Source organism: Paenibacillus septentrionalis (genome assembly GCF_042659865.1).
Classification (GTDB): domain Bacteria; phylum Bacillota; class Bacilli; order Paenibacillales; family Paenibacillaceae; genus Pristimantibacillus; species Pristimantibacillus septentrionalis.
Genome location: NZ_JBHSTE010000003.1, coordinates 73,105 through 89,821 on the forward strand (window position 1 = coordinate 73,105; position 16,717 = coordinate 89,821).

Consider the following 16,717-nt stretch of genomic DNA (forward strand, 5'->3'; position numbering starts at 1 on the left):
ACATTAGTCCTCCAGTTCAAATCGGTAGTCTTCTACAACCGTATTGGCTAGCAATTTTTCGCACATCACTTTAAGACGAGCTTCTGCTTCCGCACGATCTGTCGTGTCTAGTTCAACCTCAAGGTATTTGCCGATACGAACCTTTTCTACCTCATTAAAGCCTAGCGAATGAAGCGCGCCTTGCACTGCCGCTCCTTGTGGATCAAGTACATTCTCTTTAATCGTTACGTAAACCGTTGCCTTCATAATAGCCTCCTACAGACTTATAATTTTCACGATGACGCTTGTTCATCGCAAGTTAATAGAATGATGAAACCTATGTCGTATCTGAAAACCCATTCAGTGGCACCTTTCACCGCCTGTTCGCCCCCTGCTTCGTTCCGCTTGCTTGACGTACCCCCGGTACGACTTCACAAGCGCGCCTTGCATGGAACGAACATTCAGCAAAATTTTCTAGCTTCAGAGTTCTCAGACACGCCCTAAAACTCCTTGCCAGTCAAACGATTATAAATGCTGCGATAGCGCGCTGTTGTTTCTTCGACGACATGCTGTGGGAGAGGAGCTGGCTTGCTCTCTTGATCCCAGTCTGAGCCTAGCAAATACGCGCGTACAGGCTCCTTGTCCATACTATCGATCTCGATGTCATAGGCAAATTTGTCTTCTGCCCAGAAGCGAGAGGAGTCAGGCGTGAAAATCTCATCAATTAAAATGATCTCGCCGCCAATAATACCAAATTCGAATTTGCAATCTGCTAATATGATGCCTTTTTCCAGGCAATAAGCATGAGCAAAATTGTATAATGCAAGACTACGCTCGCGCAGTGCCTCAGCAAGCTCCTTGCCGATACGCTTGCTCATTTCAGTAAATGAAATGTCCTCATCATGACCGATGTCATTTTTCGCAGACGGCGTAAAAATCGGCTCAGGCAGCTTCTCATTTTTACGAAGCCCAGCTGGAAGCGGATCACCGTTAATCGCACCCGTTTTTTCATACTGTCTCCAGCCGCCGCCTGTAATATAGCCGCGAACAATACATTCCATATCAATGCGCTCCGCCTTGCGTGTTACCGTCACGCGATGCTTCAACAGCTCCGGCTCCGTGATTAGGTCGCCTAGCTTGTAAACATCGGTATGCACCACATGATTAGCAATAATGTCCTCAGTCAGCTGGAACCAAAAAGCAGAAAGTGAATTAAGCACATTTCCCTTGTCCGGCACAGCTGGGTCCAAGACATAATCAAACGCTGAAATTCGGTCTGTTACAACGATTAGGAAATGCTCTCCCAAATCGTACAGCTCGCGAACCTTACCCTTATAAATCAGCGGAGCTCGAACATACTCTGCAGCTGATGAGATGGCCTTCACTTGCGTAGTCATGAACTTTTTCCTCCTAAATGATGATTGAACGCTTAGTAATAAGATTTGATAGCCAGGCTGCGGTGTGAAATGTTCTTCCGATCACTGTTGTTCCCAAATTTCCTTGTCAAACTCAAAGGTTGAAATTCGGGAAGGCTTGTGCTTCCGATGTAGCTTTCTTGCAGAAAGCTTTTAGGCGAACGCTACGCTTCTCCAGAATCATTTCACATCTTGCCACAGGGAGTTTTCTTCATATCAGCTTAATCAAGTAGACTAAGCTTTTTGTGAAGCAGTGCAACGAAGTTGCCGTTCTTCACGACCTCAGAGCATCAACTCCAGAAGCTTTTGCGTGAAGCAGGCAACCATGTTGCCAACCTTTACGACCTAAGAACATCAACCCCAGAAGCTTTTGCGTGAAGCAAGCAACCATGTTGCCGAACTTCACGACCTCAACGAGAAACCCACGAGGTCTTTCCCTTGAAGTCACTCACGTATTCCTTTCGAGTAGCCCCACGTTGACTTCACACGTAGCTGCACCCTCGAAGCCTTTCTGTGAAGCAGGCAACCATGTTGCCGAACTTCACGACCTCAACGAGAAACTCACGAGGCCTTTTCCTCGGTAGATTACTCATGCAGCTTCTCACGAGCAAGCCCACGACGATTTTCCACGGAGCGACACCCTCGAAGCTTCACATGGTGTTACTCACGAGGACATCCTCGAATTTCTCGGAGGCTAGGACCGAGAAGATGCCATGAAGCTAGTGAAGTGAGGAGCGCAGCGTACGGATTAGGTACGTGAGCACCGGAACGAGCGATGAATGGCATATTCGACGTCGAATCCACTACGCTAGCATAATCCTCGTCCTAGTCTTCGAGAAGACCTAAGCGGGAGAAGATGGTGTCCACGTGCTTAAGATGCCACGCCGGATTAAAGCAATCATCGATCTCCTCTGGTGAAAGCACAGAAGTAATTTCCTCAGTCGCTTCGATGATTTCGCGGAACGGCGTTTTTGTTTCCCATGCCTGCATCGCACGCGGTTGAACCGTGTCGTATGCTTGCTCACGGCTGAAGCCTTTATCGATCAGCTTCGTCAAGACGCGGCCAGAGAATGGCACGCCGTATGTCGCTTGCATGTTGCGCTTCATATTTTCAGGGAATACCGTTAGATTTTTAATAATGTTGCCTAGACGATTCAGCATGTAGTTCAGCAGCATCGTTGCATCCGGCAAAATCACACGCTCAGCAGAGGAATGCGAGATATCGCGCTCATGCCATAGCGTTACATTTTCATAAGCAGTCAGCATATGACCGCGAATGACGCGAGACAAGCCGGAAATGTTTTCGCAGCCAATTGGGTTGCGTTTGTGCGGCATTGCAGAAGAGCCTTTTTGTCCCTTTGCGAATGCTTCCTCAACCTCGCGGAACTCACTTTTTTGCAGCGCACGAATTTCTGTTGCGAATTTATCAAGTGACGTTGCAACAAGCGCTAATGTCGCCATATATTCCGCATGGCGGTCACGCTGAAGCGTTTGAGTAGAGATCGGAGCTGCTTTAATGCCTAGCTTTTGGCATACAAACTGCTCAACGAACGGATCGATGTTCGCATAAGTACCAACTGCACCGGAAATTTTACCGTATTGTACATTGTCAGCCGCATGCTCAAAACGCTCCAGATTACGCTTCATTTCCTCATACCATAGCGCCAGCTTCAAGCCGAATGTTGTCGGCTCTGCATGAACGCCATGCGTACGGCCCATCATTGGTGTGTCTTTATATTGAATCGCTTTGTCACGAACAATGGCGATAAAATTCTCAATATCCTTGCGCAAAATTTCATTTGCTTGACGAAGCAAATATCCATTTGCTGTATCAACTACGTCAGTAGAAGTTAAACCGTAATGCACCCATTTACGTTCAGGACCTACCGTTTCAGATACGGCACGAGTAAAAGCAATTACATCATGACGCGTTTCCTGCTCGATTTCATAAATGCGGTCAATATCAAAGCTTGCTTTCGCACGAAGCGCCTCAACGTCCTCGCGAGGAATAACACCTAGCTCAACCCATGCCTCGCAGGAGCAAAGCTCAACCTCCAGCCACGCTTGAAATTTGTTTTGCTCTGTCCAGATAGCTCTCATTTCTGGTCTGCTATAACGATCTAACATTACGTACACCCTTCCAACTCTTTATTATTTATTCCAGCTGCTCCATTCATCTTTCCAAATGCCTGTGCGTTCAATCCACGCCATAGCTTGTTCGATGCTGGAAGCTAGCACATTCACATGTCCCATTTTACGATTGTGAGCCGCTTCAGCCTTCCCATACAGATGGACTTTCGCTGTTACGTGCAGCTCCTTGGCGAGCTCATCCTCAGTCGCCATGCGGTCCAGCAACGGCTCGACATGCTGACCAAGCACATTTACCATCACAACTGGTGTTGTGAGTGACGGATCGCCAAGCGGCAAATTACATACCGCTCTAACATGCTGCTCGAATTGCGAGGTCAAGCATGCCTCCATCGTATAGTGCCCGCTGTTATGCGGTCTTGGCGCGAGCTCATTCACGTACAGCTGCTCATCATCCGTGACGAACATTTCGACGGCGATCAGACCAACTGCCTGCAAGCCTTCTGCGATTTTCAACGCGAGCTGCTCAGCCTCCGCCCGCAAAACATCAGAGATGCGAGCAGGTACAATCGACAAATGCAGGATGTTGCTCACATGAATATTCTCTGCCGCAGGAAACACCTTTACTTCGCCCCGAGGACTACGTGCCGCAATAACGGAAATCTCTTTCGAGAAATGAATAAATTGCTCCAGCACAAGCTCCGTTTTTGCCTTGGACAGCGTAGAGAACGCCTCCTCTACTTCATCCAGACTGCGTATCACCCATTGACCTTTGCCGTCATATCCGCCAGTTGCGGTTTTCAGCACACAAGGCGTCCCGAATTGCTCAACGGCTTGTCGCAGCTCCTCTACAGACGTGATTTCGCGATATGGCGCAACCTGTACACCAGCCGCTTCAATCGCCCGCTTCTCACGCAAGCGATGCTGCGTCGTATGCAGCAGTTGATTGCCCTGCGGCACATACGCCTCCTGCATCAGCATACCAGCTACTTCAGAGCTTACATTTTCAAATTCATACGTGATCACATCTGCTTGCTGCGCCAGCTTGCGCGCCGCTTCGGCGTCACTGTAAGCTGCGACGATCTGCTCGGCAACCTGCCCCATTGGTCCATTAGGCGTAGGGTCAAGTGTAACAAAGCGGTAGCCAAGCTCACTGCCCGCATTCGCAAGCATTCGTCCAAGCTGACCGCCTCCCAGCACGCCTATTGTAGCGCCTGGAAGGATCGTTTTAATCTTTTCCTGTTGTTTGCTAATCATAGCTCTTCACTGCTTTCCAGCACTTCCTGCTTCACGCGCTCGCGACGTGCCGCAACACGTGCCTGGATATCAGGATCAAAAGCTCCAAGCATTTGTGCAGCGAGTAAGCCTGCATTCGTTGCACCTGCATTGCCAATGGCAACGGTTGCGACAGGAATGCCTCCAGGCATCTGTACAATCGACAGCAAGGAATCAAGTCCATTCAAATTAGAGGATTTCACCGGAACACCGATGACCGGCAAGGTTGTTTTAGCTGCAACCATACCTGGCAAATGCGCCGCGCCTCCTGCTCCAGCAATAATGACCTTAATGCCTCGCTCAGCAGCAGTTTCTGCATATTCAAACATCAGGTCAGGCGTGCGATGTGCGGAGACAACCTTTTTCTCATATGGAATTTCCAGCTCATCAAGCATATCGCAAGCCAGCTTCATCGTTGCCCAATCAGACTTGCTTCCCATGATTACGCCAACACGTGCAGACATGAATCATTCCCTACCTTCTTATATAAAGTGTGTACGAATAAACCGCAAAAACATGAACAACCACCCTAAAAAACCATAAAAAAGTCCAATAGCTAGAGTACTCTCGTCTGCTACTGGACTTCGATGAAACAAACACATAAATATGCTCGCTGTTTCCACTGATGGCTTGATCGAAGAATGGTAACCTGTTCACAAAATGAGAGTTCTATTAACGGGCAGCAAACCGAACGATCAGCTGCACGAATGGTACAATTCAGCTTGTTATTCTTCAATCTATTCACGAAGCTCGTAGTCCAGAAAGTTTTGGTTCCGGGTAGAAACGTCTGAGCCATTCCCTCAAACCTATACGAGTATGCTTTTTTTAACAACAACTATAGTTTAGCTGACTATGCTAGCACTGTCAATAAAATACGAACATTCAGAAACAATCAAATCTAATAGTTCGTTTTTCTAACATTCAACACAGGTTTTATTTGGATTATTCGACGATTTCTCTGCAAGAAATAAAAAAACTAACATCATACGTCACTTGTAGGGCGAATAATGATTACGACATGCAATCTTTATGACAAATCAATACTATCGACCAAGAAGAAGGAATATACATTAGCATATTGCATGCTCGATCTTATAGAGAGCTGAACGATGAAAGGAGGCATGTTATCGGTTATGCAAATTCATACCGTAAGGCGAAACGACTCATTATGGAATCTAGCCCAGCAGTATGGCGTTCCACTTCAGCATATTATTGAGGTTAATTCCATTGCAGATAGTGATTCGCTAGTAGTTGGTCAGGCTCTCATCATTCCTTCACCTACTGGCAACCGCACCCATCGTGTGGCTAGTGGCGAATCGCTATGGGCAATAGCCAGACAATATGGACTAAGCCTGACAGAGCTGGCTGCAGCCAACCAGATTACCAACCCAGCACTGATTCAGCCTGGTCAGGTATTGATCATTCCTTCACCGACACTTACTGCTATTGAAGTAAATGGATACATGGAACGTATGGGGGATGAAGCGGCAGCTGAAATTAAGCAGCTAGGTGATGAATTAACGTACGTTACGATATTTAGCTATCATATTAAAGAAGACGGCACACTCGTTGAGCCGGATGATGCGAAGCTAATTGAGGCTGCGCTTGCGAGCGGCGTAGCTCCGATGATGGCGATAACGAACATAGCGAATGAAGGCTTTTCGAGCGAGCTTATTCACGAGGTATTGAATAATCAACTTTCGTATACCCATCTAATAACGACTGTTTCTAATACAATGCAGGAGCGAGGCTTCAAGGCTCTCAACATTGACTTTGAATATATACCGCCAGAGGATCGCGAGCTTTACAACTCCTTTTTACGAGACATCACACAACATCTGCATCAATTTGGCTGGCTGGTTTCCACCGCTGTTGCCCCAAAAACTAGCGCCGAGCAGAAGGGGAAGCTATATGAGGCCCATGATTACCGAGCGCATGGCGAAATCGTTGATTTTGTCATCATCATGACCTATGAATGGGGCTGGACTGGCGGTCCGCCTCGTGCTGTAGCACCGCTTAACGAGGTGACAAAAGTGATTAATTATGCCTTGAGCGAAATGCCTGCTAACAAAATTATGATGGGCGTACCGCTATATGGGTATCACTGGACGCTGCCATTTGTAGAAGGGGAGTCTCGTGCAGCCGCGCTTAGTACAGAAGCAGCCGTCAGACTTGCTAGAGAGCAAAAGGCTGCGATTGAATATGACAACACTGCTCAGTCTCCACATTTTTCGTTTTATGATTCAGAGAGAAAAGAACATGTTGTATGGTTTGAGGATGCTAGAAGCTTGCAGGCCAAGTTTAACTTGGTAAAGCAGTACGGACTCCGGGGGATCAGCTATTGGAAGCTTGGCATTCAGGCCGATATGAACTGGTACCTGTTAAGTGAAAATTTCACGGTAAAAAAACTAACATAGCTTTTATGAACGATGTTTATGTACATCCTATTTATATGACTTATTTATTTTATGCTATAAAAAGCATCTCAAGCTTCATTTTCCAGTGATCTTGAGGTGCTTTTTAGTTGCTTCTGAAGTATGGAGCTTCTTCACACAACAAAAAGTGTGCAGAAGCTGAACCTGTCAGCTCAGCCTCCACACACTCTCTAATACTTAAGCGTCTATCTATTGAACTACATAACCAAGTGTCGTGCACTTGTTATGCTTCAACCCACTTCGTCACTTCATCAACCGAGCGTCGACTTGGCGCAGATGGCGTCATATCCGGATAGCCAGCATAGATGAAGCCAATCAGCTTCTCATTGTCCTGCAAACCAAATTGACGATGCATGGCCTCATGGTACATCGGAGCACCTGAACGCCATATTGCACCTATCTCTAGTGCATGTGCCGCAAGCAGCATATTTTGCACCGCAGCATGCGCCGCTGCAAGCTCCTCATCAAGCGTTGCGCGTGGATCAACTGACGGAGAACAGATCGCTGCAATCACGACAGGCGCACGATACGCTTTTTTTGCTTCCTTCTCGCGCTTCAATGGATCTGTATCACCAGTTGTTGCGGTATATACGTTAGCGTAGCCTTCCCCTAGCTGCTTGCGCCCTTCTCCGGTCATGACGATAAACTTCCATGGCTGTGTATTGTAATGACTCGGCGCCCACGTTGCCGCTTCAAGCAGCTGCTCTATAACACCTCGTGGAACATTATCCTGCTTCACACGACCAATCGTCCTGCGTTCCTTAATCGCATTCAGCACAGCTTCGCCTTTAGCATTCGTTAGCTCAGACATCCTCATTTCCCCTCTACCCATTTATTCGATTCATTGTATGCTAGGTGCCGGCATCGTTATTCGAACAATCTCAAGTATTGTGCGTACCCGCGCTCAACCAGCTTATCCTTAGGAATAAACTCAAGTGCAGCAGAGTTAATACAATAGCGAAGTCCTGATGGGCCAGGTCCATCTTCAAACACATGGCCAAGATGCGAATCAGCAAACTTTGAGCGAACCTCCGTACGAACCATGCCGTGTGAGACATCAAGCTCCTCGATCACATGGTCATCCTCCAGCGGCTTTGTAAAACTCGGCCAGCCGCAATGGGCATCGAACTTATCCTTGGAGCTGAACAGCGCTTCACCAGAAACGATGTCTACGTAGATTCCTTCCTCTTTATGATCCCAAAACTCATTTCGGAAAGGCGGTTCGGTCGCATTGTTCTGCGTCACTTCATACTGCATCGGTGTTAGACGCGATTTCAGTTCCGCTGCGTCCTTTTTCACTGTCCAATGACGTTTCAAAAACTCATCTCGACCAGAGCCCTTGCGATACATCTTGTAGCGAAATGGATTTTTCATGTGATAATCCTGGTGGTACTCCTCTGCCTCGTAAAAGGTTGATGCTGGTACGATTTGCGTCACAATCGGCTTATCGAAAATCCCGCTTGCCTCAAGCTGTTTCTTCGATTGCTCTGCAGCCTGCTTTTGCTCCTCAGAGTGATAGAAAATGAAGGTCTTATACGAATGACCTTTATCGTGAAACTGTCCTTCTGGATCAGTAGGATCAATCTGCTGCCAATATTTTTCGAGCAGCTGCTCATAGCTGATGATGGAAGGGTCGAACTCGATTTGTACAGCTTCAACATGGCCTGTCGTATCAGAGCACACCTCTTCGTACGTTGGATTAGGCTTGTCTCCTCCCGTATATCCTGAGGTTACTTTTTTAACGCCCTCCATTTTGTCAAATGGTGTTACCATGCACCAAAAACAGCCACCAGCAAAGGTTGCTAATTGTGTTGTCACTTTCATTCCCTCCCTAATCGTTGATTACATGTAATATTATACATTAGGCCAACCACCAACTACAAAATGTTACAATATGAGAATCATGCAAACTTTTTGCGACGTGACGCGTCTAATAGTATTGAGGTGAAACACAGTGTCAGACATGCAAGTCCAATTAAACAACCAGAACCAACCGACACCTCCTCTCGCGGAGAAGCGAAAGGAAAGAGCAAAGAAACGACGATCTAAGCTGCTTGTAGTCAATTTCATTATGCTTTGGCTGCTACTAATCGTAGGAGGCTTATATGGTGCCCATACGTACATGCTGCATATGGAGCAAAAGCTTTCTACCAAGCTAAGCATCGAAACCGAGCAAAAGCTGCTGGAGCTGTCGACCAGCTACAATCAAAAGCTCACTGAGCTTGATTCAAGCTACAATGATAGAATCGCAGAGCTTGGCAAGCAAATCGATGAGCTTAATCAGCTGCTAACCTTCGTTAAGGACAACAGCACCAATAACAATGACAACAGCAATCAGCTTTATTCGCAGATTAATGAAATCAAATCCCAGCTGCAAAAGCTGCAAAAAAGCATGGAGCTGCTCAAATCATGAATAATGTCCAATTTGTTAATCGTCTCATGATGCTTGTCATTGCACCATTTATCGGTATATTCATCGGTATTGTGCTGTTAACATCGAGCAAAACCGTTGAGCAAGACATAGCGTCAGCAACTAGTCTGGAGCTGTCAGACGGTAAAGCTTATCACGCCGCAGCGGAAGCACTGGCTGCTAGCACTGATCTGGCTAAAGTAACTCGCAACAATATTGAAGCGAGCTATGCCAAGTATAATGAAACAAATGAACTTGTCAGTTCTCTTATTCCAGTTGTAAAAAAAACGCTCGATTATCCTTATGCCATCTATGATAAAGCAATTAGCGAAAAGCTTGGAAAGCCTTCTGCTACTATTAATTCTAATAAGCTGAAAGCCCAGCTTTATTATAAAAGCTATGACCATTTTAAAGGCTATCTCGTGAAGATTAAGCTCAAATCCAGCTCAGCTGTTGATATGGTATTAGGTGGAGACGAGCTGGGTAAGGCCATGACAACGGTTGAAGCAGCCAAAAAACATGGAGCAGCGGTTGCCGTTAATGCAGGTGGATTTGCAGATGCCGGTTCCAAGCGCTATCCACTAGGGACAACCATCATTGATGGAAGCTATGTGAATGGCTTTCACCCCAGCACGAACAACTTGTTCTTTGCCGGCTTGAACGAGCAAAATGAATTAATCGGAGGAATTTTCAAGGAGAAAGAACAACTGGACAAGCTTAAGCCCCGCTTCGGTGCAAGCTTTGTTCCGATTCTTCTGCAGGATGGAAAAAAGAAAACCATTCCAGCCAAGTGGAAAACATCGCCCAAGCGTGCTCCGCGTGTCGTGCTCGCTAATTTCCGGGACGATCAATTATTACTGTTTGTGACGGATGGCTATAATACTGACGGCAGTGCTGGAGCCACTTTGGCAGAAATTCAGTCCATTCTTGTGCAGTATGATGTTCAGGACGCTTACAACATGGACGGTGGTGGCTCAGCATCGCTCGTATTTAACGGTCAATTAATCAATTCTCCATCAGATGGTCAGCTTAGAAAGCTGCCTACGCACTTATTATTTTTCAAATAGCTGCTAAGAGCTGCATTTCAACGTCATCGCTGCTTTAAGCATCGCCATATCCTGTTCGTATTCAAGCAGCAAGTGCTCTGCTTCCTCCATCGTGACGGATACGAAACGGATTGCATCGCCTGGCTTAAGCTGACCGAACATTGGAATATCTACAGCTGCAACAACCGCTATGCGCGGATAACCACCTGTCGTCTGCCGATCAGAAAGCAACACGATCGGCTGACCGTTGGCTGGTAGCTGAATCAACCCATGTACGGTGCCTTCCGATATCATTTCCCGATTTTCCTTTAGCTCCAGCGCTTCACCTTGAAGTCGATACCCCATTCGATCCGATTGAGCATCGATTCTCCAGGTACCGTTCATCCAGGCACGCTTACTTTCAGGTGTCAGCAAGTGATACTCAGGCCCAGGAATGTATCGAATGGTGACATAATCTTCTGGCGCCATCGCAAACAGTTGCGCACTAAAATTAGCGCCTTCACTGCTTTTCAGCTTCTGCCACAGCTTGAAGCTTCGAGACTTTTCTTCTACCTCGTTGATCTCGAGCACATCACCGTTACGCAGCTGTCTACCACTATATCCACCCAGCTGACCACGCACATTTGTACTGTAGCTGCCAAGCACCTGCGGAATTTTGATCCCACCTGCAATGGCGATATAGACACGGCAACCGCTCACATAATGCGCAAAGCTTAAAATGCTTCCCTTCTTAACTACGATGGGCTGCCACATTGCCACACCAGCATTATTCATGTAAGGCGACATATTGCCACCGCATATGGCGATCAAGTGCTCTTCTGTAAATTTCAATACTGCACCTGCCAACGTTAGCTCTAGCACAGGCATGTCCTCAGCATTTCCAACCAGCAAGTTGGCAACACGGGCAGAGCCCTCATCCATGGCCCCGTTCACATTGACACCATATTTCTGATAACCAAATCTTCCTCGATCTTGAATCGTTGCCTGCATACCGGCTTTTATCATCTCAATAGCCATATCATCTCTCCTTACGTCCAATGAAGCTCGCCAATTTTAGCAAACTGCTCACTTGTGATCGGGATAAATTTGACACGATCTCCTGCTTGTATCAAGGTTGGAACCTCAAATTCTGGATGAAACAGCTTTAACGGTGTACGGCCAATAATCCGCCATCCACCAGGAGTCGATATCGGATATACGCCTGTCTGTTCACCTGCAATCCCGACACTGCCCGCAGCAATAGAGGCTCTCGGAATCGCTTTGCGCGGCATTGCAATGGCAGGATTCATGCCGCCCAGATAAGGAAAACCAGGGGCGAAGCCAAGCATGTGAACTAAATATGTAGGGCCAGAGTGGATTTCTATTACTTGCTCAACAGTTAAGTCGTTATAGCGAGCAACTTCTGCTAGATCAGGTCCATATTCCCCGCCATAACAGACCGGTATTTCTACCGTTCTACCTTCATGCACAGCATCGTCGCCAGACTGATAACGATGCGCTTCGATAATGGCTTCCAGCTTTTTTTGCAGCCAGCTGCTAGGGGATATAAGCTGTATGTTATGGGTTCTAGCGTATTTCCAGATCTGCCAAGGATTATAATGAACCGTAATTGTGCAATAAGCAGGCACATACTCAATAACCCCAGGCAGCTGATAACGCTCAAGCTCCGCTAGCAGACTTGCAACCTCCAGCTGGATCTGCTCTTGAATGTGATCTCCCACTATAATGGTAAATGTCTTTTCGCCCACTGCCATTAATCGAACTGTCATTCATTCTCCATCCTTCCTTTTTCTCGCTATCTGTTACAATCCAGGCTGACTCGAAGGATGAGCGATCTGAATGCCTGCTTCTGTTAACGCTTGGGATAGCTGCATAACATGCTGCAGGGCATCTGGAGAATCACCATGCACACAAATCGTGTCCGCACGCATTTGGATGTCTTCTCCTGTTCGACTTTCGACCTTGTGCTCCCTGACCATGCGAATCATACGTTCAGAAGAGTACTTGGACTGGACAATCATAGCTTGTTCATGTGATCGCGGCGTCAATGAACCGTCTTTTTCATAATTGCGATCAGCAAATACTTCATTCAAGGTTCTCATCCCTGCTCGTGCACCGGCTTTAATCAATCTACTGTTCGATTGCCCAACGACATACATATCAGGATCAACGCGGTAGGCTGCCTCTGCGATTGCTTCCGCGATAGCCGTGCTTTCATTAGCCATATGATATAACGCGCCATGTGGTTTTACATTTTGAATACGGCTGCCCTCTGCAGCAGCAAAAGCCTGCAAGGCCCCTATTTGATAAAGTACAAGTCCGTAGATTTCTTCTGCCGAGATATCCATCCTTCTGCGTCCAAAGCCATGCTTGTCTGGCAGACTTGGATGAGCACCAATCGCAACATTATATTTAAGGGCCAGCTTAACCGTCTTGCGCATCGTCAATGGATCGCCTGCATGGAAACCACAAGCAATATTGGTCGATGTAATATACTTCATCAGTTCTTCATCTTGTCCAAAGGAGTAAATACCGAAGCTCTCGCCCATATCACAGTTCAAGTCCACTCTATACATATATACACTCCTCATTATGGTTTCATAACGAAATCTTAAATATCCACTATAAATTGTACCTTTTATAATAGAAGAAATGCAATTTAAATCATGATCTATGATCAAATCAAATGATAAATGGGCAAGCTAGTTTTGAGTAAGAAGCATATTAGGAAATGATAATGGAAGGATGATTAAAGCATGGCAGTTGAGGTTTACTTGACCTTTAATGGAAATTGTCGTGAGGCGGTTTCTTTTTATAAGGATGTTTTTGAGACGGAAGAACCGAAATTCATGACCTTCGGTGATGCTCCTCACGGTTCGGATTCAGTCCAAGAAGAGGCAAAAGATTTAATTATGCATACGCGACTGGTCATAGATGGAAGCACAGTTATGTTTTCTGATACCTTTCCTGGTGCGCCTTATTCCGTTGGAAATAATATTACGCTTGCCTATGTTGCTGAAAACGCAGAGAAGCTTAAAGCTGTATATGAAAGACTGAAAGAAAACGGCAATGTTAAGATGGAGCTGCAAGAAACATTTTGGAGCAAGCTGTATGGTCAAGTTGAAGATCGATTCGGCGTTCTGTGGCAGTTGAATCTAGGAGAATAAAAAACAGCAGCGCTGGCCTAGCGCTGCTGTTTTTCTAGTTTATCTAAGCGTAATTTTAATGTCCGCCAACAAATAAGTATTTGTACAGAATAATAACGATAAGCACCCATAGCAACCAATGCACCTTATAATTCCCTTTTTTCGTAAGGTTCGCTGCTGTTGCCAATAATGCGTAGAATACAAGACCGAAGGAAATACCGTGCGCGATGCTGTAAGTGAATGGCATGAATACGATAATGAAGAATGCTGGAATTGCATATACCATATCCGTAAAATCAATATCCTTCACAGATTGCATCATTAGTACACCTACGATAATAAGCGCAGCAGATGTTGCAGCACCTGGTACAAGCAAAACTAGCGGGAACAAGAAGATCGATAACAGGAAGCAGATCCCTGTTGTAACAGCTGTTAAACCTGAACGACCACCCTGTGCTATACCTGAAGAGCTCTCCACGAATGCTGTAACCGTACTTGTACCTAGAACAGCACCACCACTAACTCCGATTGCGTCAACAAACATCGCTTTACCGATGCGTTTCTTACCTTCAACCGGATCCTTCATAATGCCAGCACGAGTCGCCGTGCCAACAAGTGTACCGAATGTATCGAACAATTCTACGAATGTAAATGTCAAAATAACTGTAATCAAGCCAACTTCAAGCACGCCTACAAAATCAAAGTCTGCGAAATGCATAGAAGAGAAGCTTGGCAGCCATGAATTATTAGAAAACGTATCGCCCACATTAACATGTCCACCGATAATAGCAATAATCGTTGTTGCTACGATTCCCCACAAAATTGCACCAGGGACGCGAACAACCATTAATACACCAATAATCGCAAGAGCGATAATCGTATAAGCTACACCTGAATTGTGAAGATCACCTAAAGCAATAAGCGTGCTGCCATCCTCGAATGCAATGATGTCCATAATGCCGCTATTTTTCATACCAATAACCGTGATAAACAAACCGATACCAACAGTGATAGCATGTTTCAAGCTGTCAGGCACTGCATCTACAAGCAACTGACGGATTTGCGTGATCGTCAAAATAATAAAAATAATACCCGAGATAAATACTGCCGTTAACCCCATTGCTGGGCTAATTGGCGTATCTGTTGCAGCGGAAGCTACAACTACTGATGCAAAATACGCGTTCAATCCCATCCCAGGAGCAAGCGCCACAGGGAAATTAACGAAAAGTCCCATTGCAATGGTGAAAATACCTGCTGCTAATGCTGTTGCGAGGAAAACCCCTTCAAAGCTTAGACCTGTACCGTTACTTAGAATACCTGGGTTAACAGCAAGAATGTAAGCCATTGTCATGAAAGTCGTTAGACCTGCCATAATTTCAGTTCTGACATTTGTTCCTAGTTCCTTTAAACGAAAGAAACGCTCCATTTTGAATATTACCTCCCAAAATTGTGTTGGAACAAGCAAAAAAAGCCGTAGTAAAATGCTTGTATCGCATTTCCCTAGGCTTTGCAAAAAGGAGAAAAATATTCCACTGGCCATGTGGATTTTTCCCGCCTTTCGTAGCCAGATCATTTACGGTGACCTTGTAGAGACTCTCAAGCCAATTCTTGAGATTATACGAAAGAATATGCTTTTGTTATATTCCGTCTACAATTTTATAGCTATTCCGACAAACCGTCAATACGTTTTTACGAATATTATCCTTGAAATCCCTTTTCAATATTCGTATTTTCTCTTGAAGTCCCAGACTAAACGTTTAATATCTGCTTCTTTTCTACTAGGCAGGCACTCCATTTAAGATAAAAACAACGTAGGCAACAGAATGATAGCAAGCAATCCTATGAAAATCACCCAGCTCATCGGATTGCCGAAGTTCATCGACCAGCCTACACCAAAACGCTTTTCTACAAATATAGCTGGATCCTTGCGATTGAAATAAAAGATTCCTGCTTTCCAATATTGATCAAGATCAGCTACTGAGACAGCATCAGCTTGTCGATCTTTAAGCCTGATTCTTGAACCGCCTTGGCCAAGCTTGATTGATAACACAATTGAACCAATTACAACGATTGCAATAATACCTAAAACAAGCGACATCATTACACTTTGCTCCAATTGAAGCAGTGGGGAAAGCTGACCAATACACATTAGCATTACAACGAAAAAGCCAGCTATTGCAATGTATACCGACCAGGCATAACGGAAAATACGATTTTTTTCTGCAGAGCCTTCCGGATCATTGCTTTCAATTACCTGCTTGGATTTCACAATAGAATAATGAGCAAATAAGAAAACGATAAGCATGCTCAATGCAACTACTGACAGCATTAGTATGGAGGACAGCGATTTTTCCACTACTCTTGTCACTTCTCCATCAAACGAATACTGCATAGGGATCTGCTCTGGATAATCGTCAAACCGAAAAAGACTATAGGCCATCGTACATATAACAAGCAGCAAATGCGGAATATACCATGCAATCGATATCGTTAGCTTCTTATGATGGAAACCTGTTTGCACCACAATTTTTTGAACCGTTATTTGTTCTTTATACCATGGTTGCTGTGTTTTCCAGTTTTTAATCGCAGAATGAGCCATGTAATACATAACGAAGGTTAGCAGCACATAACCGCCAATGCAAAGTGGATACAGCCACACCAGCACATCTTCAGCGCTCTGCTTCTGCAGTAAAGCATAAAGAGCTATCAGCACAACTACCCCTAACACTACACAGCTGATCATATACCTTTTAATATGTCTCGCAATGTATTGTTCCTGCTTGACGTGCTCAGGGACAGTTACCCCGAATGCTTCAATTTTCCTTGTCATAATCGGAGTAATTGCCGTTATTACAATAATCGGAATAAAAATACCTAACAATATCCAAAGTTCAATTCCAGCCATCTTAATCATCTCCGTTCT

Annotated in this window: 16 protein-coding genes and 2 riboswitches; of the genes, 4 read left to right on the forward strand and 12 right to left on the reverse strand. The window is 45.5% G+C overall.

Annotation, left to right across the window (positions count from 1 at the left end):
• Positions 1–3: 3 nt before the first annotated feature.
• The 5 genes from purS to purE all read right to left on the reverse strand — a co-directional run bounded on the left by purS (position 4) and on the right by purE (position 5,221).
• On the reverse strand, positions 4–249 hold the full coding sequence (gene purS / locus ACFP56_RS08795; protein ID WP_379234643.1) for a phosphoribosylformylglycinamidine synthase subunit PurS: 246 nt from the start codon (positions 247–249) through the stop codon (positions 4–6).
• Between the two features lie 230 nt (positions 250–479).
• On the reverse strand, positions 480–1,376 hold the full coding sequence (locus ACFP56_RS08800; RefSeq protein WP_379233450.1) for a phosphoribosylaminoimidazolesuccinocarboxamide synthase: 897 nt from the start codon (positions 1,374–1,376) through the stop codon (positions 480–482).
• A gap of 843 nt (positions 1,377–2,219) precedes the next feature.
• Positions 2,220–3,521 (reverse strand): adenylosuccinate lyase, encoded by a 1,302-nt coding sequence (gene purB, locus ACFP56_RS08805; protein WP_379233452.1) that lies wholly within the window; start codon positions 3,519–3,521, stop codon positions 2,220–2,222.
• 24 nt (positions 3,522–3,545) lie between these two features.
• Entirely contained in the window at positions 3,546–4,739 is a 1,194-nt protein-coding gene (purK, locus tag ACFP56_RS08810) for a 5-(carboxyamino)imidazole ribonucleotide synthase (protein WP_379233454.1), read from the reverse strand.
• Positions 4,736–5,221 carry a 5-(carboxyamino)imidazole ribonucleotide mutase gene (gene purE, locus ACFP56_RS08815; protein ID WP_379233456.1) on the reverse strand — a complete coding sequence of 162 codons (486 nt, stop codon included), beginning with the start codon at positions 5,219–5,221 and terminating at the stop codon, positions 4,736–4,738. The genes purK and purE overlap by 4 nt, the downstream gene beginning before the upstream one ends.
• Before the next feature lie 269 nt (positions 5,222–5,490).
• A riboswitch (purine riboswitch) is annotated at positions 5,491–5,591 on the reverse strand.
• 275 nt (positions 5,592–5,866) lie between these two features.
• On the opposite strand from purE, the gene ACFP56_RS08820 reads away from it, so the two are divergent.
• Positions 5,867–7,174 carry a LysM peptidoglycan-binding domain-containing protein gene (locus tag ACFP56_RS08820; RefSeq protein WP_379233459.1) on the forward strand — a complete coding sequence of 436 codons (1,308 nt, stop codon included), beginning with the start codon at positions 5,867–5,869 and terminating at the stop codon, positions 7,172–7,174.
• A gap of 241 nt (positions 7,175–7,415) precedes the next feature.
• Here ACFP56_RS08820 and ACFP56_RS08825 read toward each other — a convergent pair whose 3' ends face one another.
• Together ACFP56_RS08825 and msrA are read right to left on the reverse strand one after the other, a co-directional pair.
• Complete coding sequence (locus ACFP56_RS08825) at positions 7,416–8,003, reverse strand: nitroreductase family protein (protein ID WP_379233461.1); 588 nt, start codon at positions 8,001–8,003, stop codon at positions 7,416–7,418.
• Positions 8,004–8,059: 56 nt separating this feature from the next.
• Positions 8,060–9,016, reverse strand: a complete 957-nt coding sequence (gene msrA, locus ACFP56_RS08830) for a peptide-methionine (S)-S-oxide reductase MsrA (RefSeq protein ID WP_379233463.1) — start codon at positions 9,014–9,016, stop codon at positions 8,060–8,062.
• Between the two features lie 139 nt (positions 9,017–9,155).
• Here msrA and ACFP56_RS08835 point away from each other — a divergent pair, with 139 nt between their 5' ends.
• Positions 9,156–9,605: a hypothetical protein gene (locus ACFP56_RS08835; protein WP_379234645.1), complete on the forward strand. Its 450-nt coding sequence runs from the start codon at positions 9,156–9,158 to the stop codon at positions 9,603–9,605.
• Positions 9,602–10,669 carry a phosphodiester glycosidase family protein gene (locus ACFP56_RS08840; protein ID WP_379233465.1) on the forward strand — a complete coding sequence of 356 codons (1,068 nt, stop codon included), beginning with the start codon at positions 9,602–9,604 and terminating at the stop codon, positions 10,667–10,669. Before ACFP56_RS08835 ends, ACFP56_RS08840 begins: the two co-directional genes overlap by 4 nt.
• A 3-nt stretch (positions 10,670–10,672) precedes the next feature.
• Here ACFP56_RS08840 and ACFP56_RS08845 read toward each other — a convergent pair whose 3' ends face one another.
• Genes ACFP56_RS08845 through ACFP56_RS08855 form a run of 3 tightly spaced genes read right to left on the reverse strand, consistent with a single transcriptional unit; the run spans position 10,673 to position 13,224 of the window.
• Entirely contained in the window at positions 10,673–11,665 is a 993-nt protein-coding gene (locus ACFP56_RS08845) for a 5-oxoprolinase subunit C family protein (protein WP_379233467.1), read from the reverse strand.
• Between the two features lie 11 nt (positions 11,666–11,676).
• Entirely contained in the window at positions 11,677–12,417 is a 741-nt protein-coding gene (pxpB, locus tag ACFP56_RS08850; RefSeq protein WP_379233469.1) for a 5-oxoprolinase subunit PxpB, read from the reverse strand.
• 33 nt (positions 12,418–12,450) lie between these two features.
• Positions 12,451–13,224, reverse strand: coding sequence for a LamB/YcsF family protein (locus ACFP56_RS08855; protein ID WP_379233471.1), 774 nt, complete (start codon positions 13,222–13,224; stop codon positions 12,451–12,453).
• 180 nt (positions 13,225–13,404) lie between these two features.
• Here ACFP56_RS08855 and ACFP56_RS08860 point away from each other — a divergent pair, with 180 nt between their 5' ends.
• Positions 13,405–13,815 carry a VOC family protein gene (locus ACFP56_RS08860; RefSeq protein ID WP_379233473.1) on the forward strand — a complete coding sequence of 137 codons (411 nt, stop codon included), beginning with the start codon at positions 13,405–13,407 and terminating at the stop codon, positions 13,813–13,815.
• 55 nt (positions 13,816–13,870) lie between these two features.
• On the opposite strand, the gene ACFP56_RS08865 is transcribed toward ACFP56_RS08860, so the two are convergent.
• Entirely contained in the window at positions 13,871–15,220 is a 1,350-nt protein-coding gene (locus ACFP56_RS08865) for an NCS2 family permease (protein ID WP_379233475.1), read from the reverse strand.
• Between the two features lie 115 nt (positions 15,221–15,335).
• Positions 15,336–15,436: riboswitch (purine riboswitch) on the reverse strand.
• Between the two features lie 153 nt (positions 15,437–15,589).
• Complete coding sequence (locus ACFP56_RS08870; protein WP_379233477.1) at positions 15,590–16,699, reverse strand: DUF1648 domain-containing protein; 1,110 nt, start codon at positions 16,697–16,699, stop codon at positions 15,590–15,592.
• Positions 16,700–16,717: the final 18 nt, after the last annotated feature.

What these genes read in the sequence shown, in the direction of transcription:
- purB (WP_379233452.1), bottom strand. Translation starts at nt 3,521, where the DNA reads ATGTTAGATCGTTATAGCAGACCAGAAATGAGAGCTATCTGGACAGAG.
- ACFP56_RS08800 (WP_379233450.1), bottom strand. Translation starts at nt 1,376, where the DNA reads ATGACTACGCAAGTGAAGGCCATCTCATCAGCTGCAGAGTATGTTCGA.
- ACFP56_RS08835 (WP_379234645.1), top strand. Translation starts at nt 9,156, where the DNA reads ATGCAAGTCCAATTAAACAACCAGAACCAACCGACACCTCCTCTCGCG.
- ACFP56_RS08865 (WP_379233475.1), bottom strand. Translation starts at nt 15,220, where the DNA reads ATGGAGCGTTTCTTTCGTTTAAAGGAACTAGGAACAAATGTCAGAACT.
- purK (WP_379233454.1), bottom strand. Translation starts at nt 4,739, where the DNA reads ATGATTAGCAAACAACAGGAAAAGATTAAAACGATCCTTCCAGGCGCT.
- ACFP56_RS08820 (WP_379233459.1), top strand. Translation starts at nt 5,867, where the DNA reads ATGAAAGGAGGCATGTTATCGGTTATGCAAATTCATACCGTAAGGCGA.
- ACFP56_RS08870 (WP_379233477.1), bottom strand. Translation starts at nt 16,699, where the DNA reads ATGGCTGGAATTGAACTTTGGATATTGTTAGGTATTTTTATTCCGATT.
- ACFP56_RS08840 (WP_379233465.1), top strand. Translation starts at nt 9,602, where the DNA reads ATGAATAATGTCCAATTTGTTAATCGTCTCATGATGCTTGTCATTGCA.
- ACFP56_RS08855 (WP_379233471.1), bottom strand. Translation starts at nt 13,224, where the DNA reads ATGTATAGAGTGGACTTGAACTGTGATATGGGCGAGAGCTTCGGTATT.
- msrA (WP_379233463.1), bottom strand. Translation starts at nt 9,016, where the DNA reads ATGAAAGTGACAACACAATTAGCAACCTTTGCTGGTGGCTGTTTTTGG.
- purE (WP_379233456.1), bottom strand. Translation starts at nt 5,221, where the DNA reads ATGTCTGCACGTGTTGGCGTAATCATGGGAAGCAAGTCTGATTGGGCA.
- ACFP56_RS08825 (WP_379233461.1), bottom strand. Translation starts at nt 8,003, where the DNA reads ATGTCTGAGCTAACGAATGCTAAAGGCGAAGCTGTGCTGAATGCGATT.
- ACFP56_RS08845 (WP_379233467.1), bottom strand. Translation starts at nt 11,665, where the DNA reads ATGGCTATTGAGATGATAAAAGCCGGTATGCAGGCAACGATTCAAGAT.
- ACFP56_RS08860 (WP_379233473.1), top strand. Translation starts at nt 13,405, where the DNA reads ATGGCAGTTGAGGTTTACTTGACCTTTAATGGAAATTGTCGTGAGGCG.
- pxpB (WP_379233469.1), bottom strand. Translation starts at nt 12,417, where the DNA reads ATGACAGTTCGATTAATGGCAGTGGGCGAAAAGACATTTACCATTATA.